The organism is Pseudomonas sp. MF5691 (genome assembly GCF_016405645.1).
Taxonomy (GTDB): Bacteria; Pseudomonadota; Gammaproteobacteria; order Pseudomonadales; family Pseudomonadaceae; genus Aquipseudomonas; species Aquipseudomonas shahriarae.
The window spans coordinates 39,107-61,831 of the sequence record NZ_JAEKDC010000010.1 but is presented as its reverse complement, the minus strand read 5'-3'; the positions used below and the strand labels follow the sequence as shown (position 1 = coordinate 61,831).

24 protein-coding genes are annotated in these 22,725 nt (G+C 62.0%); 6 read left to right on the top strand and 18 right to left on the bottom strand.

What is annotated here, in order from left to right; genetic code table 11:
• The first annotated feature begins 73 nt into the window (after window positions 1-73).
• The 5 genes from dnaX (at window position 74) to JFT44_RS15915 (ending at window position 5,695) form a co-directional block, all read left to right on the top strand.
• On the top strand, window positions 74-2,125 hold the full coding sequence (gene dnaX / locus JFT44_RS15935) for a DNA polymerase III subunit gamma/tau (RefSeq protein ID WP_198830901.1): 2,052 nt from the start codon (window positions 74-76) through the stop codon (window positions 2,123-2,125).
• Window positions 2,126-2,191: 66 nt separating this feature from the next.
• Window positions 2,192-2,530: a YbaB/EbfC family nucleoid-associated protein gene (locus JFT44_RS15930; protein ID WP_057439500.1), complete on the top strand. Its 339-nt coding sequence runs from the start codon at window positions 2,192-2,194 to the stop codon at window positions 2,528-2,530.
• Between the two features lie 141 nt (window positions 2,531-2,671).
• Window positions 2,672-3,697, top strand: a complete 1,026-nt coding sequence (locus JFT44_RS15925; RefSeq protein ID WP_057439499.1) for an NADP-dependent oxidoreductase — start codon at window positions 2,672-2,674, stop codon at window positions 3,695-3,697.
• Between the two features lie 58 nt (window positions 3,698-3,755).
• Window positions 3,756-4,358 carry a recombination mediator RecR gene (recR, locus tag JFT44_RS15920; protein WP_057439498.1) on the top strand — a complete coding sequence of 201 codons (603 nt, stop codon included), beginning with the start codon at window positions 3,756-3,758 and terminating at the stop codon, window positions 4,356-4,358.
• 188 nt (window positions 4,359-4,546) lie between these two features.
• Complete coding sequence (locus tag JFT44_RS15915) at window positions 4,547-5,695, top strand: acyl-CoA dehydrogenase family protein (protein ID WP_057439497.1); 1,149 nt, start codon at window positions 4,547-4,549, stop codon at window positions 5,693-5,695.
• Window positions 5,696-5,777: 82 nt separating this feature from the next.
• Here JFT44_RS15915 and JFT44_RS15910 read toward each other — a convergent pair whose 3' ends face one another.
• The gene (locus JFT44_RS15910; RefSeq protein ID WP_057439496.1) at window positions 5,778-6,326 is read right to left on the bottom strand and encodes an adenine phosphoribosyltransferase; all 549 of its coding nucleotides are present in this window, start codon (window positions 6,324-6,326) and stop codon (window positions 5,778-5,780) included.
• A 90-nt stretch (window positions 6,327-6,416) separates the two neighbouring features.
• Window positions 6,417-7,151 (bottom strand): fumarate/nitrate reduction transcriptional regulator Fnr, encoded by a 735-nt coding sequence (gene fnr / locus JFT44_RS15905; protein WP_032863348.1) that lies wholly within the window; start codon window positions 7,149-7,151, stop codon window positions 6,417-6,419.
• 154 nt (window positions 7,152-7,305) lie between these two features.
• Between fnr and JFT44_RS15900 the strand changes: the two genes are divergently transcribed.
• On the top strand, window positions 7,306-7,776 hold the full coding sequence (locus JFT44_RS15900) for a hypothetical protein (RefSeq protein WP_057960322.1): 471 nt from the start codon (window positions 7,306-7,308) through the stop codon (window positions 7,774-7,776).
• Window positions 7,777-7,782: 6 nt separating this feature from the next.
• Here JFT44_RS15900 and hemN read toward each other — a convergent pair whose 3' ends face one another.
• The 16 genes from hemN to ccoN (JFT44_RS15820) form a co-directional block, all read right to left on the bottom strand.
• On the bottom strand, window positions 7,783-9,165 hold the full coding sequence (gene hemN, locus JFT44_RS15895) for an oxygen-independent coproporphyrinogen III oxidase (protein ID WP_057960321.1): 1,383 nt from the start codon (window positions 9,163-9,165) through the stop codon (window positions 7,783-7,785).
• 102 nt (window positions 9,166-9,267) lie between these two features.
• The gene (locus tag JFT44_RS15890; RefSeq protein ID WP_057439492.1) at window positions 9,268-9,951 is read right to left on the bottom strand and encodes a sulfite exporter TauE/SafE family protein; all 684 of its coding nucleotides are present in this window, start codon (window positions 9,949-9,951) and stop codon (window positions 9,268-9,270) included.
• On the bottom strand, window positions 9,944-10,171 hold the full coding sequence (gene ccoS, locus JFT44_RS15885; RefSeq protein WP_057960320.1) for a cbb3-type cytochrome oxidase assembly protein CcoS: 228 nt from the start codon (window positions 10,169-10,171) through the stop codon (window positions 9,944-9,946). The genes JFT44_RS15890 and ccoS overlap by 8 nt, the downstream gene beginning before the upstream one ends.
• A 22-nt stretch (window positions 10,172-10,193) precedes the next feature.
• A complete protein-coding gene (locus JFT44_RS15880) occupies window positions 10,194-12,644 on the bottom strand; it encodes a heavy metal translocating P-type ATPase (RefSeq protein WP_198830900.1) in 2,451 nt (816 codons plus the stop codon).
• A gap of 96 nt (window positions 12,645-12,740) precedes the next feature.
• Window positions 12,741-13,280, bottom strand: coding sequence for a FixH family protein (locus JFT44_RS15875; protein WP_057960318.1), 540 nt, complete (start codon window positions 13,278-13,280; stop codon window positions 12,741-12,743).
• A gap of 14 nt (window positions 13,281-13,294) precedes the next feature.
• Window positions 13,295-14,710: a cytochrome c oxidase accessory protein CcoG gene (gene ccoG, locus JFT44_RS15870; RefSeq protein ID WP_198830899.1), complete on the bottom strand. Its 1,416-nt coding sequence runs from the start codon at window positions 14,708-14,710 to the stop codon at window positions 13,295-13,297.
• A gap of 207 nt (window positions 14,711-14,917) precedes the next feature.
• Window positions 14,918-15,328 carry a type II toxin-antitoxin system VapC family toxin gene (locus JFT44_RS15865; protein WP_057439489.1) on the bottom strand — a complete coding sequence of 137 codons (411 nt, stop codon included), beginning with the start codon at window positions 15,326-15,328 and terminating at the stop codon, window positions 14,918-14,920.
• Window positions 15,328-15,582 carry a type II toxin-antitoxin system Phd/YefM family antitoxin gene (locus JFT44_RS15860; RefSeq protein ID WP_029300038.1) on the bottom strand — a complete coding sequence of 85 codons (255 nt, stop codon included), beginning with the start codon at window positions 15,580-15,582 and terminating at the stop codon, window positions 15,328-15,330. Before JFT44_RS15860 ends, JFT44_RS15865 begins: the two co-directional genes overlap by 1 nt.
• A gap of 142 nt (window positions 15,583-15,724) precedes the next feature.
• Window positions 15,725-16,708 (bottom strand): cytochrome-c oxidase, cbb3-type subunit III, encoded by a 984-nt coding sequence (gene ccoP / locus JFT44_RS15855; protein ID WP_198830898.1) that lies wholly within the window; start codon window positions 16,706-16,708, stop codon window positions 15,725-15,727.
• Window positions 16,705-16,890 (bottom strand): CcoQ/FixQ family Cbb3-type cytochrome c oxidase assembly chaperone, encoded by a 186-nt coding sequence (locus tag JFT44_RS15850; protein WP_003175465.1) that lies wholly within the window; start codon window positions 16,888-16,890, stop codon window positions 16,705-16,707. The genes ccoP (JFT44_RS15855) and JFT44_RS15850 overlap by 4 nt, the downstream gene beginning before the upstream one ends.
• Window positions 16,891-16,895: 5 nt before the next feature.
• Window positions 16,896-17,504 carry a cytochrome-c oxidase, cbb3-type subunit II gene (gene ccoO / locus JFT44_RS15845; RefSeq protein WP_057439487.1) on the bottom strand — a complete coding sequence of 203 codons (609 nt, stop codon included), beginning with the start codon at window positions 17,502-17,504 and terminating at the stop codon, window positions 16,896-16,898.
• Window positions 17,504-18,946 carry a cytochrome-c oxidase, cbb3-type subunit I gene (gene ccoN, locus JFT44_RS15840; protein ID WP_057439486.1) on the bottom strand — a complete coding sequence of 481 codons (1,443 nt, stop codon included), beginning with the start codon at window positions 18,944-18,946 and terminating at the stop codon, window positions 17,504-17,506. The genes ccoO (JFT44_RS15845) and ccoN (JFT44_RS15840) overlap by 1 nt, the downstream gene beginning before the upstream one ends.
• 522 nt (window positions 18,947-19,468) lie before the next feature.
• Window positions 19,469-20,392, bottom strand: a complete 924-nt coding sequence (gene ccoP / locus JFT44_RS15835; RefSeq protein WP_128592861.1) for a cytochrome-c oxidase, cbb3-type subunit III — start codon at window positions 20,390-20,392, stop codon at window positions 19,469-19,471.
• On the bottom strand, window positions 20,389-20,607 hold the full coding sequence (locus JFT44_RS15830) for a cbb3-type cytochrome c oxidase subunit 3 (RefSeq protein ID WP_057439484.1): 219 nt from the start codon (window positions 20,605-20,607) through the stop codon (window positions 20,389-20,391). Before JFT44_RS15830 ends, ccoP (JFT44_RS15835) begins: the two co-directional genes overlap by 4 nt.
• 3 nt (window positions 20,608-20,610) lie before the next feature.
• Entirely contained in the window at window positions 20,611-21,219 is a 609-nt protein-coding gene (gene ccoO / locus JFT44_RS15825; RefSeq protein WP_029300055.1) for a cytochrome-c oxidase, cbb3-type subunit II, read from the bottom strand.
• A gap of 10 nt (window positions 21,220-21,229) precedes the next feature.
• A complete protein-coding gene (gene ccoN, locus JFT44_RS15820) occupies window positions 21,230-22,654 on the bottom strand; it encodes a cytochrome-c oxidase, cbb3-type subunit I (protein WP_070994710.1) in 1,425 nt (474 codons plus the stop codon).
• Between the last annotated feature and the right edge of the window lie 71 nt (window positions 22,655-22,725).

The window sequence follows — 22,725 nt, the reverse complement described above, 5'->3', positions numbered from 1 at the left end:
GCGTGCCGGATGCAATTTCGCCCCTGCTCCGCTAGCATTACCGGCTTCCGCTTCCCAGTTGCGACGGTTTTCGATGAGTTATCAGGTTCTTGCACGTAAATGGCGTCCGCGCTCGTTCCGCGAAATGGTCGGCCAGACCCATGTGCTCAAGGCTCTGATCAATGCCTTGGACAGCCAGCGGCTGCACCACGCCTACCTGTTCACCGGCACTCGCGGGGTGGGCAAGACCACCATTGCGCGGATCATTGCCAAGTGCCTGAACTGTGAGACAGGCATCACCTCCACCCCCTGCGGCACCTGCTCGGTGTGCCGGGAGATCGACGAGGGGCGCTTTGTCGACCTGATCGAGATCGACGCCGCGAGCCGCACCAAGGTCGAGGACACCCGCGAACTGCTCGACAACGTGCAGTACGCCCCCAGCCGTGGCCGCTTCAAGGTCTACCTGATCGACGAAGTGCACATGCTTTCCAGCCACTCCTTCAACGCCCTGTTGAAAACCCTGGAGGAGCCGCCGCCCTACGTTAAATTCATCTTGGCCACCACCGACCCGCAGAAACTTCCTGCAACGATTTTGTCGCGGTGCCTGCAGTTCTCCCTGAAGAACATGACCCCCGAGCGGGTGGTCGAGCATTTGACCCACGTGCTGGGGGTGGAGAACGTGCCGTTCGAAGACGACGCGCTGTGGCTGCTGGGCCGCGCCGCCGATGGTTCGATGCGCGACGCCATGAGCCTGACCGACCAGGCCATTGCCTTCGGTGAAGGCAAAGTGATGGCCGCCGATGTGCGCGCCATGCTCGGCACCCTCGATCACGGGCAAGTGTTTGACGTACTGCATGCGTTGATCGAAGGCGATGCCAAGGCGCTGCTCGAAGCCGCGCGCCATTTGTCGGAGCAAGGCCCGGACTGGAATGGCGTGCTCTCGGAAATTCTCAACGTGCTGCACCGCGTCGCTATCGCCCAGGCGCTGCCTGAAGGGGTCGATAACGGCCACGGCGACCGCGACCGCGTGTTGGCCCTGGCCCAGGCGTTGCCGGCCGAAGATGTGCAGTTCTATTACCAGATGGGCCTGATCGGGCGCCGAGACCTGCCCTTGGCCCCGGACCCGCGCGGCGGCTTTGAAATGGTCATGCTGCGCATGCTGGCGTTCCGCCCGGCGGACACCGCCGATGCGCCGAGACAGCCGCTAAAGCCAGTGGGGATCAGCCAGGCCACAGTTGATTCCGCCAAACCAGTGGCTGGCGCGGCGGTCGTCGCGCCAGTGATCGCGCCGGAACCTGTGGCAGTCACTGCCGCCCCGGTCGCGGTTGAGCCGGTGGCGCCTGTAGCGGTGCCGGAGCCGGTTGCCGAGCCTGAGCCCGCGCCTGTGGTCGATCTGCCCTGGAACGACCCGGTAGAGGCCGTGGCCGAGCAGGAGCCTGCAGTCGAGGCCGTGCTGGAAACCACCAGCGAGCAGCCCGAGCTCACGCCCATGCCCACGCCGACCCCCGACAGCGCAGTGCCGGACGCGCCGGAATGGGTCGCCGCCCCCGTGCCCGAGCCGACCATCGCCGAAGTGGACGCCGCTACCCCCGGCATCGACCTGGATGACGAACCGCCGCTGGACGAAGATTACATCGAGCCGGACATGGATTCGGCCTACAGCTACCTGGACGACCTGGCCAGCGAACACACCGCCGAGCCCGCGCCGGAGCCCGAGGCAGAACCTGCCGCGATGCCGGCCACCGGCCTCGCCCTGCAATGGCTGGAGCTGTTCCCGAAATTGCCGATCTCCGGCATGACCGGGAGCATCGCCGCCAACTGCACGCTGATTGCCGTCGATGGCGATCACTGGCTGTTGCACCTGGACCCGGCCCACAGTGCCCTGTTCAACGCGACCCAGCAGCGCCGCCTCAACGACGCCCTGAATCAGTTCCACGAACGCACCCTGACGGTGACCATCGAGCTGATCAAGCCCGAGCAGGAAACCCCGGCCCAGGCCGCCACCCGTCGCCGGCTCAACCGCCAGCGCGAGGCCGAGGAGTCGATCCAGGCCGATCCGCTGATCCAGCAGATGATGGAGCAGTTTGGCGCGGTGGTGCGACACGATACTATTGAACCTGTCGAAGCCCAGGCTGCAGCGGGCTGATAATTGCAGGCGCCGTGCCTTGAGGCTCGGCGCCGTATTGATCCACGTACTTTTGAGGTGATTCCCATGATGAAAGGTGGCATGGCCGGCCTGATGAAGCAGGCGCAGCAGATGCAGGAAAAAATGGCCAAGATGCAGGAAGAACTGGCCAACGCCGAAGTCACCGGTAAAGCCGGTGGCGATATGGTCAGCGTGGTGATGACCGGTCGTCACGACATCAAGCGTGTGAGCATCGACCCAAGCGTATTGCCGGGCATTGGCGAAGACGACCTGGAAATGCTCGAAGCCTTGTTCGCTGCGGCCGTCAACGACGCCGTGCGCAAGATCGAAGCCAACAGCCAGGACAAAATGTCCGGCGTGACCGCGGGCATGCAACTGCCGCCGGGCATGAAGCTGCCGTTCTGATCGACTCGCGCGACTGCAAAAATGCCAGGCATCGTGCCTGGCATTTTTGTTTGTGTCGGGCACAATCGAACGTCAGCCTTGCAATGGCTGTCTGCACTCTATACCGCTGAATTCAATCACCGATATAAAGGAGCCCCGCTGATGACCGAAGCCATGACCCTTAACCAGCGCATCGTCCTGGTATCCCGCCCGCAGGGTGCGCCCGTGCCGGAAAACTTCCGCCTGGAGCGCGTAGCGCTGCCAGACCTCGCAGACGGCCAGGTTCTGCTCAAGACCCTGTTCCTGTCCCTTGACCCCTACATGCGTGGGCGCATGAGTGACGCGCCGTCCTACGCCGCGCCGGTAGAAATCGGCGAGGTGATGACTGGCGGTGCTGTGAGCCGCATCGAGCAGTCGCGCAACCCCAAGTTCGAGGTGGGCGACCTGGTGGTCGGCGCCACCGGCTGGCAAAGCCATAGCATCAGCGACGGACGCAACCTGATGCCGGTGCCCAAGGGCCTGCCGAGCCCGTCCATGGCCCTGGGTGTGCTGGGCATGCCCGGCATGACGGCCTACATGGGCCTGATGGATATCGGCCAACCCAAGGCCGGGGAAACCCTGGTGGTGGCGGCGGCCTCCGGTGCGGTGGGCTCGGTGGTCGGCCAGGTGGCCAAGCTCAAGGGCCTGCGGGTGGTCGGCGTGGCCGGCGGTGCGGACAAGTGCCGTTATGTGGTGGAGGAGCTGGGGTTTGACGCGTGCATCGACCACAAGAGCGCGGACTTTGCCGAAGAGCTGGCCCAGGCCTGCGACAAAGGGGTGGATATCTATTATGAAAACGTCGGCGGCAAGGTCTTCGACGCTGTGCTGCCCTTGCTCAATCCCAAGGCACGGATCCCCCTGTGTGGCCTGATTGCCGGCTACAACGCCCATGAGGCGCCCACCGGCCCTGATCGCCTGCCAGCGCTGCAACGCACCCTGTTGACCAAGCGCGTGCGTATCCAGGGGTTTATCGTGTTCGACGACTATGGCGACCGCCACCCGGAATTTATCAGCGCCATGGCGCCCTGGGTGCGGGACGGCAAGGTCAAGTTCCGCGAAGACGTGGTCGATGGTCTGGAGCAGGCTCCCGAGGCCTTTATCGGCCTGTTGGAAGGGCGCAACTTCGGCAAGTTGGTCGTGCGTATTTGACGCTTATCCGAGGCGCGGGTATAAACCGCGTCTCGTTGTTTTGTCGGACCTTTGCCCCATGAGCTTCAGCCCTCTGATTCGTCAACTGATCGACGCCCTGCGCACCTTGCCGGGCGTGGGCCAGAAAACCGCCCAGCGCATGGCGCTGCAACTGCTGGAGCGTGACCGCAGCGGTGGCTCGCGACTGGCCCAGGCCTTGAGCCAGGCCATGGACGGTGTGGGCCATTGCCGCCAGTGCCGCACCCTCACCGAAGAAGAACTGTGCCCGCAATGCGCCGACCCCCGTCGCGACGATACGCTGCTGTGCGTGGTCGAAGGGCCGATGGACGTCTACGCGGTGGAGCAGACCGGCTATCGCGGGCGCTACTTCGTGCTCAAGGGCCACCTGTCGCCGCTCGACGGCCTGGGGCCGGAGGCCATTGGTATCCCGCAGTTGGTGGCGCGCATTGAAGGGCAGGGCACCTTTACCGAGGTGATTCTGGCCACCAACCCGACGGTGGAAGGGGAAGCCACGGCGCATTACATCGCCCAACTGCTGACCAACAAAGGCTTGATCACCTCGCGCATCGCCCATGGCGTGCCGTTGGGTGGCGAGCTGGAACTGGTGGACGGCGGCACCCTGGCGCACTCGTTTGCCGGGCGTAAACCTATCGCGCTCTAAGCCCAATATCCTCTGGCACGCTGGCTTGTGTGGGAGCTGGCTTGCCTGCGATGGCATCGCCTCGGTCCTCCTGATACACCGCAGTGCCTGCATCGCAGGCAAGCCCGCTCCTACATGGGTTCTGCGTTCGGCTTGATAACCAAGCAAGCGCTTGGTAAGTTCGCTCCATCTCTGCATGGAGCTTGCCGATGTCTGCCTACCAGGAATATTTCGACCCCAGTCACCAATTGGTCCGCGACAGCGTGCGCCGTTTTGTCGAGCGCGAGATTCTGCCGGGCATCGAGCAATGGGAGGAGGCCGAACACTTCCCCCGCGAGCTGTACCTCAAGGCCGGCGCGGCGGGGATTCTCGGCATTGGCTACCCTGAAGCCCTGGGCGGCAGCCATGAGGGCGACCTGTTCGCCAAGGTCGCCGCCAGCGAAGAGCTGATGCGTTGTGGCTCCGGTGGTGTAGTGGCGGGGCTGGGCTCGCTGGATATCGGCCTGCCGCCCGTCGTCAAATGGGCGCGCCCCGCAGTGCGCGAGCGCGTGGCCCCGCAGGTGCTGTCCGGTGAGAAGATCATGGCCCTGGCCGTCACCGAGCCCGGTGGCGGCTCCGACGTGGCCAGCCTGCAAACCCGTGCGGTGCGCGATGGCGATTGTTATCGGGTCAGTGGCAGCAAGACTTTTATCACCAGTGGCGCACGCGCCGACTACTACACCGTCGCCGTGCGTACCGGCGGGCCTGGCTTTGCCGGCATCAGCCTGTTATTGATCGAGAAAGACACGCCTGGCTTCACCGTCGGCCAGCCGCTGAAGAAGATGGGCTGGTGGGCGTCGGACACTGCCGAGCTGTTCTTCGATGATTGTCAGGTGCCGGTGGGTAATCTGATCGGCGGCGAAAACATGGGCTTTGCCTGCATCATGGGCAACTTCCAGAGCGAGCGCCTGGCCCTGGCATTAATGGCCAATATGACCGCGCAGATGGCCCTGGAAGAGAGCCTGAAGTGGGCTGCGCAGCGGCAGGCCTTTGGCAAGCCGATTGGCAAGTTCCAGGTGCTCAAGCACCGCCTGGCGGAGATGGCCACGGCGGTCGAGGTTTCCCGCGAGTTCACTTACCGCCAGGCGGCGAAGATGGCGGCGGGCAAGAGCGTGATCAAGGAGATCTCCATGGCCAAGAACCTGGCCACCGACACCGCCGACCGCGTGACGTATGACGCGGTGCAGATCCTGGGTGGCCTGGGCTATATGCGCGGCAGCCTGGTGGAGCGGCTATACCGCGACAATCGGATTTTGTCGATTGGCGGCGGGACCCGGGAGGTGATGAATGAAATCATCAGTAAGCAGATGGGCTTGTGATTGAGGGGGCTCCCACCTTTGAATGGGTTCGCAAATCAAAATGTGGGCTTGCCCGCGATGAAGCCCACAAGACCCGCGCAAATTACCGCTCAGTCAACCCAAACTGCGTCAAACAGAACGTAGGGATCCCCATATCCTCCAGACGCTGCGAGCCGCCCAACTCCGGCAGGTCAATAATCGCCGCCGCCTCAAAAATCCGCGCGCCCATGCGCCGCGTCAGGTTTGCTGCAGCAATCAAGGTGCCACCGGTGGCGATCAAGTCATCGAACATCAACACCGAATCCCCTTCACACAGGCTGTCGGCGTGCACTTCGAGGAAGGCTTCGCCATATTCGGTCTGATAGCCCTCGGACAGCACGTCCGCTGGCAGCTTGCCTTGCTTGCGGAACAGGATCAGCGGCTTGTTCAGTTGGTAGGCAATCACCGAACCGATCAAAAAGCCTCGGGCGTCCATCGCGCCGATATGGCTGAACTCGGCTTCGACGTAGCGGTGGATAAAGGTGTCGGCCACCAGGCGCATGGCCTTGGGCGACTGGAACAGCGGCGTGATATCACGAAAGATCACCCCAGGCTTGGGGAAGTCGATGACGGGGCGAATCAGGGATTTGATGTCGAAGGCGTCGAAAGTCATCGTCGGGAGTCCTGGGCGCAAAGACCCAGCAGTATACCTGCGGCCTCGCCGGTTGGCTTGGCCACAAGTGTCGCGCCCCTCGTGCGCCGATCAGCCGTCGAGGGAGCCGCCGGCCAGCGCGCAGAGCTGGATCGGGTCGAGGATGTGCACTTCCTTGCCCTCGGCGGCAATCAGTTCATTCTGCTGGAAGCGCGTGAACACCCGGGACACGGTTTCTACCGCCAGGCCCAGGTAATTGCCGATTTCGTTGCGCGACATGCTCAGGCGGAACTGATTGGCCGAGAAACCACGGGCGCGGAAGCGCGCCGACAGGTTGACCAGGAAGGTGGCAATCCGTTCGTCGGCGGTTTTCTTCGACAGCAACAGCATCATTTGCTGGTCGTCCCGGATTTCCCGGCTCATCACTCGCATCAACTGGCGGCGCAACTGCGGCAATTGCAGGGCCAGTTCATCCAGGCGTTCGAAGGGAATCTCGCACACCGACGTGGTTTCCAGGGCCTGGGCCGACACCGGGTGGATCTCGGTGTCCATGCCCGATAGGCCAACCAGCTCGCTGGGCAGGTGGAAACCGGTGATTTGCTCTTCGCCACTATCGCTCAGGCTGAACGTCTTCAAGGCGCCCGAGCGTACTGCATAGACGGAATCGAACTTGTCGCCCTGGCGAAACAGAAACTCGCCTTTCTTCAGTGGGCGACCACGTTTAACGATTTCGTCCAGCGCATCCATGTCTTCCAGATTCAGCGAAAGTGGCAAGCAGAGGGGAGCCAGGCTGCAATCCTTGCAGTGAGCCTGGCTATGAGCGCGCAGTTTAACTGGCTCGGACATTTCTTAAATCCTTGTGGGAAAACACACATAAGACGTAAGGGTACCGCACTGAGGGACTATCAAGCCAGCCTGTACAAAAAACCGGCAGAGATATAAAGATTTTTACCCGGTGGCCGATGAACTGCTAACGACCAAGAGCTTGGAGGCTCACGATATGCTTTCCATCGACGGCAATCTTCCGTCCCGCACCACTGTGCCGACGCTGCTTGAACCGAAAAAAACCAGCACCGTGGGCGCCGGTACCGAATCAACGGCGCTGGGTGAAACCCAGCCTGCCGAAGGCGTGAGCGTGACCTTTTCCGGTGCGTCGCTGAAGGCTGCCAGCGCCGAGAAGACGGCCAACGATGATATCGAAGAAAGCGGGCTGGACGAGAACGTGCAGAAACTGCTGAAAATGATTCGCCAGTTGAAGCAGCAGATCGCGGAAAAGATGGCAGAGATGTCGGCGATCATGTCCGACAAGCGCCTCAGCCCGGAGCAGGTCCTGGCGAAACTGAGCGGCGTGCAATCGGCGCTGGGCGGCTTGCAAGCCTCGCTGACCGGCGCCTATGCGTCGTTGAGCGAAGCGATGAAGAACCTGAGCGCCGAAGACGCGGTGAAGGCCGCCTCGTTGATGGCCAAGTAACCCGGCTCAGATCACCCGTGAAAAGCGCTGCCTATTCTGTTGCTCCAGATAGGCATCGAACACCATGCACACCGAGCGCACCAACAGGCGCCCGGCTGGCAGCACCCGGATTCCCTTGGCGTTGAGTTCGATCAGGCCGTCTCCGGCCATTACTTCGAGTTGCGGCCAGAGCTCGGCGAAATAACCGCGAAAATCCACGGTGAAGGCCTGCTCGATGCTGTCGAAGTCCAGGCTGAAGTGACAGATCAGCTGTTGGATCACCGCCCCTCGTAAACGATCGTCCGCCTTGCACAGCAGGCCGCGACTGGTGGCCAGTTGCGCGCCGGCCAGGGCATTCTGGTAATGACTCAGGTCGCTGCTGTTCTGGCAGTACAAGTCACCAATCTGACTGATGGCCGAAACGCCGAGCCCGATCAAATCGCAATGACCGTGGGTGGTGTAGCCCTGGAAATTGCGTTGCAGGGTGCCCTCTTCCTGGGCGATGGCCAGTTCGTCGTCGGGCAGGGCGAAGTGGTCCATGCCGATGTAGGTGTAGCCGGCGGCTGTCAGTTGCTCGATGGTTTCCTGCAGCATCTGCAACTTGACGGCGGGAGCCGGCAGGTCTTCGCTGTTGATCCGTCGCTGGGGCAGGAAGCGTTCCGGCAGGTGGGCATAGTTGAATACGGACAGGCGGTCGGGTTGCAGGCTGATGACTTCGGCCACCGTGTGGGCGAAATGCTCGGGGGTCTGCTTGGGCAGGCCGTAGATCAGGTCAATGTTGATCGAGCGAAACTGCAGGGTGCGCGCGGCGTCAATCACCGCGCGGGTCTCTTCCAGGCTTTGCAGGCGATTGACCGCCCGTTGCACCTCGGGGTCCAGGTCCTGCACGCCGATGCTCACACGGTTAAAGCCCAGTTCACGCAACAGGCCCATGGTGGCCCAGTCGGCTTCCCGTGGGTCGATCTCAATGCCGTAGTCGCCGGAATCGTCATCCAGCAGGTTGAAGTGTTGGCGCAGTTGCGCCATCAGTTGGCGCAATTCGTCGTGGCTGAGAAAGGTCGGGGTGCCGCCGCCAAAATGCAGCTGTTGCACCTGTTGGTGGGGGTCCAGGTGGCAGGCCACCAGTTGAATCTCTTGCTCCAGGCGCTGCAGGTAGGCCTGGGCGCGACCGCGGTCCTTGGTAATGACTTTGTTGCAGGCGCAGTAGTAGCAGATGTTCGCGCAGAACGGCACGTGCACATACAGCGACAGCGGGCGCACGGCCTTGCGGCTGTCGCGCAGGGCGTGCAGCAGGTCAAAGGTGCCGACCTGGCTGGTGAATTGTACGGCGGTGGGGTAGGAGGTGTAGCGCGGTCCTGCCAGGTCGTAGCGATGAATCAGATCAGTGTCCCAACGAATGGCGTCGAGCATGCGGGCGTTCCCCGGATTGGCTAGTGGGCCGAGTCTAGGGGCATGGCTGGGCGGTCATCTTGATTTGTATCAACGGGGAGCGGCGCTATGCCACATGGCCTTTTAGTGGCCCATCAGCCAGTGCTGATGGGGCCCGGGTAGGGTCCAGATACCGAACACAATCACCAGCAGGCCGCCGGCCATGCGCACACTGCGCTTGCGTAACAGCGCGGTGACGCGCTCCGCCGCCAGCCCGGTGGCGAGCAGTACCGGCCAGGTGCCGAGGCCAAAAGCGAGCATCAGCAACCCGCTGTCCACGGCGTTGCCCTGGCTGGCCGCCCACAACAAGGTGCTGTAGACCAGGCCGCACGGCAACCAGCCCCACAGCGCGCCCAGCAGCAGGGCGCGGGGCAGGCTGGACACCGGTAGCAAACGGTTGGCAAACGGCTGGATATGCCGCCACAGGCCGCGCCCGAGGCTTTCGATACGGGTCAGGCCGCTCCACCAGCCGGCCAGGTACAAGCCCATGCTGATCAGTAGCAGGCCGGCCAGGATGCGCATGAACATCGCCGCCGGGCTGTTGGCCACGGCCCAGCCGGCCAGGCCGATCAATACGCCGGCGGCGGCATAGCTGAGGATGCGTCCCAGGTTGTACGCCAGCAGCAGGCGAAACCGCCGGCTGCGCTGTTCCGGGGGGATGGCCAGGGTCAATGCGCCCATCAGGCCACCGCACATCCCCAGGCAATGGCCGCCGCCCAGCAGGCCGAGGATCAGCGCGGAAACCAGCAGCGGCGCGAGGTCAAGCATGGGGCGGCGCCGGCTCGTCAGGCTTGGCCGGTGGCTGCGGGTGGCTGCTGGCCTCGTCGACAGCGGCCAGGTGCTTGGGATCCTGGTCGTCGAACAGCACGCTGTGGGCCGGCCCGTCGAGGTCGTCATACTGGCCGCTGTCCACCGCCCAGAAGAAGATGTAGATGGCGATGGCGACGATCAGCAGCGCCGCAGGAATCATTACGTAAAGAGCTGGCATCGCTACTCCATGCCCGCGCGGCTCAAGCCGGCAGCGGACGGGGCTGTGGGGTGGTGCTCGCGGCACTGGCGCGCGGCAGGCGCGTCAGGCGCAGGGCGTTGAGCACCACGGTCAACGAACTGAGGGACATGCCGATCGCGGCCCAGATCGGCGTGATCCAACCGAGGGCGGCGAACGGCAACATCAGGCCATTGTACAGCCCGGCCCACAGCAGGTTTTCAATGATTACCCGGCGCGTACGCCGCGCCAGGCTGAACGCTTGCACCAGGGCATCCAGGCGGTTGGACAGCAGCACCGCGTCGGCGCTGGTTTTTGCCAGGTCAGTGGCCGAGCCCATGGCCACGCTGATATCCGCCGCGGCCAATACCGGCACGTCATTCACGCCGTCACCGAGCATCAACACCTTGCGGCCTTCCTTGTGCAACTGTTGCAGCACTTGCAGCTTGTCATCCGGGCGCAGGCCGCCACGGGCTTCATCAATCCCCAATTCGGCGGCGACGCTGGCGACCATCGGCGAGCTGTCGCCCGATAGCAGCAAGGTGCGCCAGCCCCGCGCCTTGCACGCGGCCAGCAGTGCCGGCGCATCGCTGCGCAGGCGATCATCCAGGACAAACCAGGCCAGGGCGCCGCCAGTATCGCCCAGCAGCAGCCATTGGCCAGCGTCTTGCGGCGAATCGGGTATCGCGCAGCCGCTTAATTCACAGACGAAACCGGGCTGGCCGATCCGCAGCAGGCGTTCACCGACCCGACCTTCGAGCCCCAGGCCGGGGGTGCTGAGCACTTCATCAGCCGCCAGCGGGGCGCGGCCGAAGGCCCGGGCAATCGGGTGTTCGGAGCGGTTTTCGAGGGCGGCGGCCAGGGCCAGGGCCAAGTCGCTGCTTATGCTGCCCAGTGGCCGGATGGCGCGCAGGGCCAGGCGGCCCTCGGTGAGGGTGCCGGTCTTGTCGAAAATCACTGTGTCGATCTGGTTCAAGCCTTCCAGCACATGGCCTCGGGTCAGCAACAGGCCGAGTTTGTGCAGGGTGCCGGTGGCGGCAGTCAAGGCGGTGGGGGTTGCCAGGGACAAGGCGCATGGGCAAGTCGCCACCAGCATTGCCAGGACAATCCAGAACGCCCGCGAGGGGTCCAGTTCCCACCACAGCAGGCCAATCACGGCGGCGGCGATCAGCGAGCAAAGCAGGAACCATTGCGCGGCGCGGTCGGCGATCTCGGCCAGGCGTGGCTTTTCGGCCTGAGCCCGCTCCAGCAGGCGCACGATGGCCGACAAGCGGGTGTCATGGCCCAGGGCGCGCACTTCCACGGTCAGCGCGCCTTCGACGTTGAGAGTGCCGGCGGTGACGCTATCGCCGGCTTGTCGCGGTTGTGGCAGGTATTCGCCGGTGAGCAGGGATTCATCAATGCTCGACTGGCCATCCAGGATCACCCCGTCAGCCGGCAGGATCGCGCCCGGATGCACCAGCACCCGGTCGCCCAGGGCCAATTCGGTGAGCAGGATGCGTTCGCTCTGGCCATCGCCTTTGAGGCGCAGGCACGAGGCCGGCAGCAGGTTGACCAGTTGGGCGGTGGCGGCGGCGGTGCGTTCTCGGGCGCGGCGCTCCAGGTAGCGCCCGGCCAGCAGGAACAGGGCGAACATGCCTACGGCATCGAAATACAACTCGCCCACCCCCGTGATGGCGGTCCAGATGCCCGCCAGGTAAGCGCCGCCAATGGCCAATGACACCGAGACATCCATGGTCAGGTGGCGGGTGCGCAGGTCGCGCATGGCGCCCTTGAAAAACGGCGCGCAGCTGTAGAACACAATGGGGGTGGTCAGAAATAGCGCGACCCAGCGCAGGATCACGTGCAGCTCGGGGCTCAGGTCGATATTGAATTCCGGCCAGGTGGCCATGGTCGCCATCATCGCCTGGAACCACAGCAAGCCGGCGACCCCGAGTTGGCGCAGGGCCAGGCGGTTTTCGCTGGCCAGTTGTTCGGCGGCGCGGTCGGCCTGATACGGGTGAGCGGCGTAGCCAATCTGGCGCAGCTCGCTGAGCACCTGGCTCAACGGCAATTGCGCGTCGGCCCAGCGCACATGCAGGCGATGGTTGGACAGGTTCAGCCGCGCCTCGGCCACGGCCGGCAGGCTGCGCAGGTGTTTTTCGATCAGCCAGCCACAGGCGGCGCAACTGATGCCTTCCATCAACAGGGTGGCTTCGGCCAGGTCGCCGTCGTGGCGCACGAAGGGCTTTTGCACATCGGCGCGGTCGTACAGCGCCAATTCGTCGACCAGTTGCACCGGCAAGGCTTCGGGGTTGGCCGAGGCTTCACTGCGGTGCTGGTAGTAGCTTTCCAGGCCGCCCGCGACAATTGCCTCGGCCACTGCCTGGCAACCCGGGCAGCAGAGCTCGCGGGGCTCGCCGAGGATCACCGCGGTGAAGCGGCTGCCGGGCGGGACGGGGAGGGCGCAGTGGTAGCAGGGGGTTGGGGTGGTCATGGCTTTGGATCTGTGTGGGCAGGGAGGGCCTCATCGCGCGCAAGCCCGCTCCCTCTGTAGGAGCAGGCTTGTCCGCGATGCGCGAAGCGCAGGCTTTCAGTTCTTCAGGTCTTCAGCACCCTGCAACGGCTCGTCACCCAACTTCAAGTCGGTGCCATGGCTGACTTCTTCCTCTTCAAACATACGCCAGGTACGGTCGCCTTCGACCCCCAGCAGTTCGACGAAGCGGCGGCCTTCGACCTTGTCAGTCACCTGGCCGATATAACGCCCCGGCTCGCTCTGGCTGCGGGTGAGCACGACCTTGCGGTCTTTCTCCGGCTGGGTCGGCGAAATCAGGTTCAGTTCCAGAGTGGTCGGCCCGCTGTTGCCCGTGAGAAACAGCTCCACTTCCCCGGTCAGTTCATCCAGGTGCAGGGTGGCGCGCATTTGCAGGGTCTGGGCCAGCAATTCGCGGTCCAGGGAGCGGTTGATGCCTTTGCCGGCCTCGTAGTAGTTGTCGTTGACCAGGTTGTCCGGGTTGTTCACCGCGATGGTCACCATGGACAAGGTCAACGTCACCGAGCAGGCCAGGATGGCAATGATGATCCAGGGCCAGAGGTGCTTGTACCAGGGGCTTGCGGCAGTTGCTACGGGCATTGTTCTGCTCTCTTTTAACGAATTTGTGGGCCGATGAATCGGCTCTTGGCTTCAACGTGGACGCTGTCATCGTCAGCATCCTTGAGGATGAATTTCACCTCGTTGGTGCTCGATGGCATTTGTTCCGGCGCGCTCGACAGCTCCACCGGCATGGTGAAGATTTCCCCGGCGGCGACCTTGATTTCGCGCTTGCCTTGTAGCTTGAGGTCCGGCAGGCCGCTGGCGTCCAGCACGTAGGTGTGATCGCGCTGGTCCTTGTTCATGATTTTCAGGCTGTAGACGTTCTCGATCCGCCCTTCGGCGTTTTCGCGGTACAGCACGCGGTCCTTGCTGACGTCGAAACCCACCAGCGAACGCATGAAGAACGCCGTGGCCAGCAGGGTGATCATCGCCAGCAGCACCAGCGCATAGCCGATCAGGCGCGGACGCAACTTGTGGGTCTTTTGCCCCGACAGGTTATGTTCGGTGGTGTAGCTGATCAACCCACGAGGGTAGTCCATCTTGTCCATGATGGTGTCGCAAGCGTCGATACAGGCCGCGCAGCCAATGCACTCAATCTGCAGGCCGTCACGGATGTCGATCCCGGTGGGGCAGACCTGTACGCACATGGTGCAGTCGATGCAATCCCCCAGGCCCAGGGCCTTGTAGTCCACGCCTTTCTTGCGCGGGCCTCGGGCTTCGCCGCGACGCGGGTCATAGGAAACGATCAGGGTGTCTTTGTCGAACATCACGCTCTGGAAGCGCGCATACGGACACATGTAGATGCACACTTGCTCACGCAGCCAGCCGGCGTTGCCGTAAGTGGCGAGGGTGAAGAAGCCAACCCAGAAGTACGACCAGCCATCGGCCTGGCCGGTGAAGAACTCGAAGACCAGTTCGCGAATCGGCGAGAAGTAGCCGACAAAGGTCATGCCGGTGACAAAACCGATCAGCAGCCACAGCGTGTGCTTGCTGAGTTTACGCAGGAGCTTGTTGGCGCTCATCGGCGCCTTGTCCAGCTTGATCCGCTGGTTGCGGTCGCCTTCGGTGACCTTTTCGCACCACATGTAGATCCAGGTCCACACGCTTTGCGGGCAGGTGTAGCCGCACCAGATACGCCCGGCGTACACGGTGATAAAGAACAGGCCGAACGCGGAGATGATCAGGATGCCCGACAGCAGGATGAAGTCCTGGGGCCAGAATGTCGCACCGAAAATGAAGAATTTGCGCTCTGGCAGGTTCCACCAGACGGCCTGGTGTCCGCCCCAGTTCAGCCATACCGTACCGAAGTACAGCAGGAACAGGCCAGCACCGCCGAGCATCCGCAGATTGCGGAACATCCCGGTGAAGGCTCGAGTGTAGATTTTCTCCCGCGAGGCGTAGAGATCGACAGTGTTGCTGGTTTTTTTGGCAGGCGGGGTAACGTCGTGTACCGGAATCTGATCGCTCATCATTGCATCCCACGGCAGTGGAGATTTGCCTCGGCCAGTACGTGCCAACCGGGGTCAAAATAGGGGTCTAGCAGTGGCGCAATGATACGCCTGTAGTACGGGTGAACGGGTGCGACCTTTGGTCGCGTTGGGGGAAATCAATTGATGGTGTACGTGACTTGAATCAATTGACAGGAGGAGTATGGACGGTTTTTCAGGGCTCGAAGGTCATTGGTCCCACGGGTTGATCAGTTTCACGCCGCTGCTTTGGAAGTCGGCGACATTGCGGGTGACCACGGTCAGGCCATGAACCAGAGCGGTTGCGGCGATCAGCGCATCACCTTCGTTAGCGCGATCTGGCACATGCAGGCTGGCGCAGCGCAAGGCCACGGCAGCGTCAATTGGCAGGATCCTGGCATCGAAGGCCGGCATGACATGGCGTTTGAGCCAGGTGCGCAAGACCTTGCCCTGCGCGGGGTCACGGCGTTCCATTCGCAGCACCCCAGTCTCCAGTTCCTTCAAGGTAATCGCCGAAATATACAGGCGTGGCGCAGCGACGGTTTTGGCCCACGCCACCACATTTTTGTCGGCTTGGGGTTTGCGTAACTCGGAAATGACATTGGTATCGAGCAGATACATCAAGAGAGGTCCACGGGTCGATGGATAATTACGGCACGTTCGGTTTCAAACTCGATATCCGCCGCTTCGGGCATCACCAACAGGTCAACAATATCGGCGTTGATGCCTGTCAATTTTTGGTAGTCCTCAATACTTAGCAGCACATGAGCAGGCTTGCCTCGGTCGGTAATAAAAACCGGTCCTTGGCGCGCGGCTTTTTTGGCACCGCTTGTGTCTTGGTTGAATTCGCGGCTGGAGATTGTCGTGATAGTCATGGGGCGCCTCCCAGCGGGATGGGGGAATGTAGTTACGTTACTACGGCGCAGTTGCAAGCTACAAGCAGTCGATGCGCTTCACTGGAAACAAAAAAGCCCCGTCAGCATGCGCTATACGGGGCTTTCTCTTGCGGCTTGCAGCTTACTTCTGTTCTTGCTGCTCTTGCTGCTCTTTGTGCGACAGGCTGTAAACATACGCCGCCAGCAAGTGCACCTTGTCGTTACCTTGCAGTTGCTCCTGCGCAGGCATCTGGCCCTGGCGGCCGTAACGGATGGTCTGCTGCAGTTGGGCGAAGCTGGAACCGTAGATGAACGCGCCCGGGTGGGTCAGGTCAGGTGCGCCCATCGCTGGCGTACCTTTACCGGCCGGGCCGTGGCAGGCCACGCAGTTGGCGGCGAAGAGTTTCTCGCCGTTGGCCACGTCGGCCTTGGCGCCTTCCGGCAGCTTGCGGCCATCGAGGTTGGTCAGCACAAAGCCGGCCACGTCGGCCACGCCTTGTTCGCCGATGACTTCAGACCAGCCCGGCATCACCGCATGGCGGCCGGCCATGATGGTGGCCTTGATGGTCTCTGGCTCGCCGCCCCAGCGCCAGTCGGCGTCGGTCAGGTTGGGGAAGCCGTAGGCACCCTTGGCGTCGGAGCCGTGGCAGACCGAGCAGTTGGAGGCGAACAGGCGGCCCCCCATCTTCAGGGCTTGCGGGTCCTTGGCTACTTCCTCAATGGGCATGGCCGCAAATTTGGCGAAGATCGGCCCAAACTTGGCGTCCGAGCGTGCCATTTCCTTTTCCCACTCGTGCACGCCGGTCCAGCCGGTCTGGCCGTTGGCGAATGGGGTTTGCTTGTCGTTATCGAGGTAGGCATAGCCCGGCAGCAGGCCTTTCCAGTTGCCCAGGCCCGGGTACAGCACCAGGTAACCCAGGGCAAACACGATGGTGCCGACGAACAGCATGAACCACCACTTTGGCAGTGGGTTGTCGTATTCCTCGATGCCATCGAACGAGTGACCAACTGTCTCGTCCGTTTGCTCGGCGCGCTGGCCCTTGCGGGTCGACAGCAGCAGCCAGGTCAGGGCAAAAATGGTACCCAGACTGAGGACTGTGACGTACAGACTCCAGAACGTAGTCATTCTTTGTTACTCCTAGAAGCTTGCTCGACGTGCTTGATGGCTTCGGGATCATCCGCAAAAGGCAGCAAGGTCGCGTCTTCAAACTCTGACTTGCGCTTGGGGCTGAATACCCACAACGCCAGACCGATAAAGGCCACCATCACGACAACGGTGCCCAGGCCTCGAATCATCCCGATATCCATTCAGATCACCGTTTGCTTTTGATGATGGTGCCCAGGCCTTGCAGGTAGGCCACCAGCGCGTCCATTTCGGTCTTGCCCTTGACGGCTGCCTCGGCACCGGCGATGTCTTCGTCGGTGTAAGGCACGCCGAGGGTGCGCAAGACTTCCATTTTCTTGGCGGTGTCTTTGCCGTCGAGCTTGTTTTCCACGAGGAACGGGTACGCCGGCATTTTCGACTCGGGCACTACGTTGCGCGGGTTGTACAAGTGCGCACGCTGCCAGTCATCGGAGTAACGACCGCCAACACGGGCCAGGTCCGGACCGGTACGCTTGGAACCCCACAGGAACGGGTGGTCCCACACGCTTTCACCGGCGACCGAGTAGTGGCCGTAGCGTTCGGTTTCGGCACGGAACGGGCGGATCATCTGCGAGTGGCAGCCGACGCAGCCGTTGGCGATGTAGATATCGCGGCCTTCCAGTTCAAGGGCGGTACGCGGCTTCATGCCTTCGACCGGCTTGTTGGTCACGTCCTGGAAAAACAGCGGAACGATCTGGGTCAGGCCGCCGATACTCACGGCGATGACCATGAAGAAGGCCAGCAGGCCGATATTCTTCTCGACTACTTCGTGCTTCATCAGTGAGCTCCCACGACGGCGATCTTGGTGGCGGCTTCAGCCTCTACAGGGTTGGAAGCACGCACGGTGCGCCATACGTTGTAGGCCATGAACAGCATGCCGCTGGCAAAGAACGCACCACCGAGGGCGCGGACGATGAAACCAGGATGGCTGGCTTGCAGCGCTTCGACGAAGGAATAGGTGAGGGTGCCGTCGTCGTTGATCGCACGCCACATCAGGCCCTGGGTGATGCCGTTGACCCACATCGAGGCGATGTAGAGCACGGTGCCGATAGTGGCCAGCCAGAAGTGGGTGTTGATCAGGCTGGTGCTGTGCATCTGCGCCCGGCCATACAGCTTGGGAATCATGTGGTACAGCGCGCCGATGGAAATCATCGCTACCCAGCCGAGAGCGCCGGCGTGTACGTGGCCGATGGTCCAGTCGGTGTAGTGGGACAGCGAGTTGACGGTCTTGATGGCCATCATCGGGCCTTCGAAGGTCGACATGCCGTAGAACGCCAGCGACACCACCAGAAAGCGCAGGATCGGGTCGGTGCGCAGCTTATGCCAGGCGCCCGACAGGGTCATCATGCCGTTGATCATGCCGCCCCAGCTCGGAGCCAGCAGGATGATCGACATGGCCATGCCCAGTGACTGTGCCCAATCTGGCAGTGCGGTGTAGTGCAGGTGGTGCGGACCGGCCCAGATATACAGGGTGATCAGTGCCCAGAAGTGCACGATGGACAGGCGATAGGAGTAGATCGGACGCTCGGCCTGTTTCGGCACGAAGTAGTACATCATCCCCAGAAAGCCCGTGGTCAGGAAGAACCCTACGGCGTTGTGGCCGTACCACCACTGGATCATCGCATCGGTCGCACCGGCGTAGGCCGAGTAGGACTTGAAGAAACTCACCGGCAACGAGGCGTGGTTGACGATGTGCAGCATCGCCGTCACGACGATGAATGCGCCGTAGAACCAGTTGCCAACGTAAATGTGCTTGGTCTTGCGCTTGACGATGGTGCCAAAGAACACGATGCCATAGGTCACCCAGACGATCGCCAGAAGGATGGCAAGGGGCCATTCCAATTCCGCGTATTCCTTGGTGGTGGTGAAGCCCATTGGCAGGGTGATGATGGCGCCCACGATAACCGCTTGCCAGCCCCAGAAGGTGAAGGCGGCGAGACCGTCGGAAATCAGTCGCGTCTGGCAGGTTCGCTGCACGACATAGTAGGAAGTGGCAAACAGTGCACATCCGCCGAAGGCGAAGATCACCAGGTTGGTGTGCAGCGGGCGTAGGCGTCCAAACGTCGTCCATGGCAGGTCGAAGTTCAACTCCGGCCAGACCAGTTGCGAGGCGATGAAGACACCGAGCCCCATGCCAAGGATCCCCCAGACCACCGTCATGATGGCGAACTGGCGGACTACCTTATAGTTATAAGCAGTCGGACTGATTGCTGTGCTCATTCTAAGGTTCCACGGTTTAGGTGTTTTATTAGGATAAAAATCGGTCGCAAGTATGGAGAAAGCGGGGTGCCATTGCAACGTAACGCTGACCTGCGTCAATGCTTTACAAACCAGATTCTGCGCCCTTTCCATGTTTGGCGTAAGGACAAAATCAAAAATGAAAAGCTGACTGGTTGGACAGGAATTTTGCAGGGGTGCAGGCACTTGCGCGCAGGTCTGGGCAAACAAGCTGACGCAGTGACGAATGGTCAATGGCGTGACAGCCGGTAACTGTCAGCCTTTGCGCCTGTCACCTTGCTTGAATGTCAGACTCATCGCGTGCAAGTCGGTCTGCGACCGCTCAACACCGGTCTACTGTCGGAACAAGCGTAGACCCGAATGGCGGGAGGGGAAAGGTGTGCTTTAGAAGGGTGCGACAATGGGGCGCAGGGGGCAGCGGTGAGTGGCAAGTCTGGAGCGGGAGAGGGGGGGGCTGCAAGAGCCGAGTTGAGAACTCTTCTCTTGCAGCTTGTAGCGTGCAGCTTACTTCTGCTCTTTCTGCGACAGGCTGTAGACGTAGGCCGCCAGCAGGTGGACCTTGTCGTTGCCTTGCAGTGCTTCCTGCGCCGGCATCTGGCCTTGGCGACCGTGACGGATGGTCTGTTGCAACTGCGCCAGGCTGGTGCCGTAGATGAAGCCGGCAGGTTGCGTCAGGTTCGGCGCGCCCATGGCTTCTACACCGTGGCCCTCTGGGCCGTGGCAGGCCACGCAAGTGGTGCTGAACGCTTGCTGGCCGGCGACCAGGTCAACCTTGCTGTCAGCCGGCAGCGGCAACTTGGCCAGGTCGTGGCGTACATAGGCAGCGACGTTTTTCACACCGTCTTCGCCCAGCACTTCACCCCAGGCCGGCATTGCAGCGTGGCGACCATTCATGATGGTCAGCTTGATTGCGTCCGCCGAACCACCCCAGCGCCAGTTGTCGTCCGCCAGGTTCGGGAAGCCATAGGCGCCCTTGGCATCGGAGCCGTGGCACACCGCGCAGTTGGAGGCAAACAGGCGACCGCCCATTTTCAGCGCTTGTGGGTCTTTGGCGACCTCTTCCACGGGCATGGCTGCGAATTTGGCGAAGATCGGCCCGAACTTGGCGTCGGCCCTGGCCATTTCCTTGTCCCATTCCTTGGTCTGGGTCCAGCCGTCTTCATAGCCCGGCAAGACACCTTTCCAGTTGCCCAGGCCCGGATAGAGGATCAGGTAGCCGACGGCAAATACCAGGGTGCCGGCGAACAACATGAACCACCATTGGGGCAGAGGGTTGTCGTACTCCTCAATCCCGTCGAAGGCGTGGCCCATGGTCTGGTCGACGCTGCCTTTGGTCTCGCCCTTGCGGGTGCCGAACAACAGCCAGGTCAGGCCGATCAGGCTGCCGAGGGTCAGTACACAGATCCATGTACTCCAAAAGGTAGTCATGGCCGAATGCTCCTTGTTACAGGCTCTTCTTGAGCGTCGGATGGGGTGCCGGTGGCGTCAGGCTTAGGCTCATCGGCAAATGGCAGCAGGCAGGCCTCGGCGAACTCCGGGTTGCGCTTGGAGTTGAACACCCACAGCGACAGGCCGATGAAGGCAATTGCCACCACCAGCGTGCCGAGGCCGCGGATCATTCCGGTATCCAGTTCAAAACCCATGGTTCACCTCTTGCTCTTGATTGCAGTGCCGAGCACTTGCAGGTAAGAGACCAGAGCGTCCATTTCGGTCTTGCCCTTGAGGCTGTCCACGGCGGCGGTGATGTCCGCGTCGGTGTACGGCACGCCGAGGGTGCGCATGACCTTGAGCTTGGTTTCGGTGTGGCTGCTGTCGACCTGGGCGGTGACCAGCCATGGATAGGCCGGCATCTTCGACTCAGGCACGACGTTGCGCGGGTTGTACAAGTGCGCGCGGTGCCAGTCGTCGGAGTAGCGTGCACCTACCCGGGCCAGGTCCGGACCGGTACGCTTGGAGCCCCACAGGAACGGGTGGTCCCACACGCTTTCGCCGGCGACCGAGTAGTGGCCGTAGCGTTCGGTCTCGGCGCGGAACGGCCGGATCATTTGCGAGTGGCACTGTACGCAGCCTTCGCGGATGTAGATGTCACGGCCTTCCAGTTGCAGCGCGGTGTAGGGCTTCATGCCTTCGACCGGCTTGTTGGTGACGTCCTGGAAGAACAGCGGGACGATCTGCGTCAGGCCACCGATACTCACGGCGAGCACCATCAGCAGCATCAGCAGGCCGACGTTCTTTTCAATCGTTTCGTGTTTCATCATCGACTCCTCAGGCCATCCGCGCCGCAGCGGCTACTTCGGCAGGTTGTGCCGAACGCACGGTGCGCCAAGTGTTGTAAGCCATCAGGAACATGCCGCTGAGGAAGATCGCACCACCCACCAACCGCACGATGAAGCCTGGGTGGCTGGCCACCAGGGTTTCGACGAAGGAGTAGGTCAAGGTGCCGTCTTCGTTGACTGCACGCCACATCAGGCCCTGGGCAATGCCGTTGACCCACATCGAAGCGATGTAGAGCACGGTGCCGATAGTGGCCAGCCAGAAGTGCGCGTTGATCAGGCCGAGGCTGTACATCTGCTCGCGACCGAAGACTTTCGGGATCATGTGGTACAGCGCGCCGATGGAAATCATCGCCACCCAACCCAGAGCGCCGGCGTGTACGTGGCCGATGGTCCAGTCGGTGTAGTGGGACAGGGCGTTGACCGTCTTGATCGCCATCATCGGACCTTCAAAGGTCGACATGCCGTAGAACGCCAGCGATACAACGAGGAAGCGCAGGATCGGGTCGCTGCGCAGCTTATGCCAGGCGCCCGAGAGGGTCATCATGCCGTTGATCATGCCGCCCCAGCTTGGCGCCAGCAGAACCAGCGACATCACCATGCCCAGGGACTGTGCCCAGTCCGGCAGCGCGGTGTAGTGCAAGTGGTGAGGACCGGCCCAGATGTACAGGGTGATCAGTGCCCAGAAGTGCACGATGGACAAGCGATAGGAGTAAACCGGACGCTCGGCCTGTTTCGGCACGAAGTAGTACATCATCCCCAGGAAGCCTGCGGTGAGGAAGAAACCTACGGCGTTATGGCCGTACCACCACTGCACCATGGCATCCGTCGCACCACCGTACAGCGAGTAGGACTTGGTCAGGCTGACCGGGATTTCCAGGTTGTTGACGATATGCAGGATCGCTACGGTGATGATGAACGCACCGAAGAACCAGTTACCGACGTAGATATGCTTGGTGTTGCGCTTGGCCACGGTGCCGAAGAACACGATGGCATAGGCGACCCAGACAATGGTGATCAGGATGTCGATAGGCCATTCCAGCTCGGCGTATTCCTTGGAACTGGTATAGCCCAGTGGCAAGCTGATTGCCGCCAGCAGGATCACCAATTGCCAGCCCCAGAAGCAGAACGCGGCGACTTTCGGCGCGAACAGCTGGGTCTGGCAGGTGCGTTGCACCGCGTAGAAGGAGCTGGCAAACAGCGCGCAGCCACCAAACGCGAAAATCACCGCGTTGGTGTGCAGTGGGCGCAATCGACCGAAACTGGTCCAAGGCAGGTTGAAGTTGAGTTCGGGCCATACCAACTGGGCGGCGAGAAAAACCCCGAGCCCCATGCCGACGATGCCCCACACCACCGTCATAATGGCGAATTGGCGGACCACCTTGTAGTTATAGGCGGTACTTAAAGTAGTGTTCATGGTTCCCCATCCACGGTTCAACCCAAGCAGATGCAGCACTTGGGCTGGAGTTATAGGCAGACTAAAAAGCG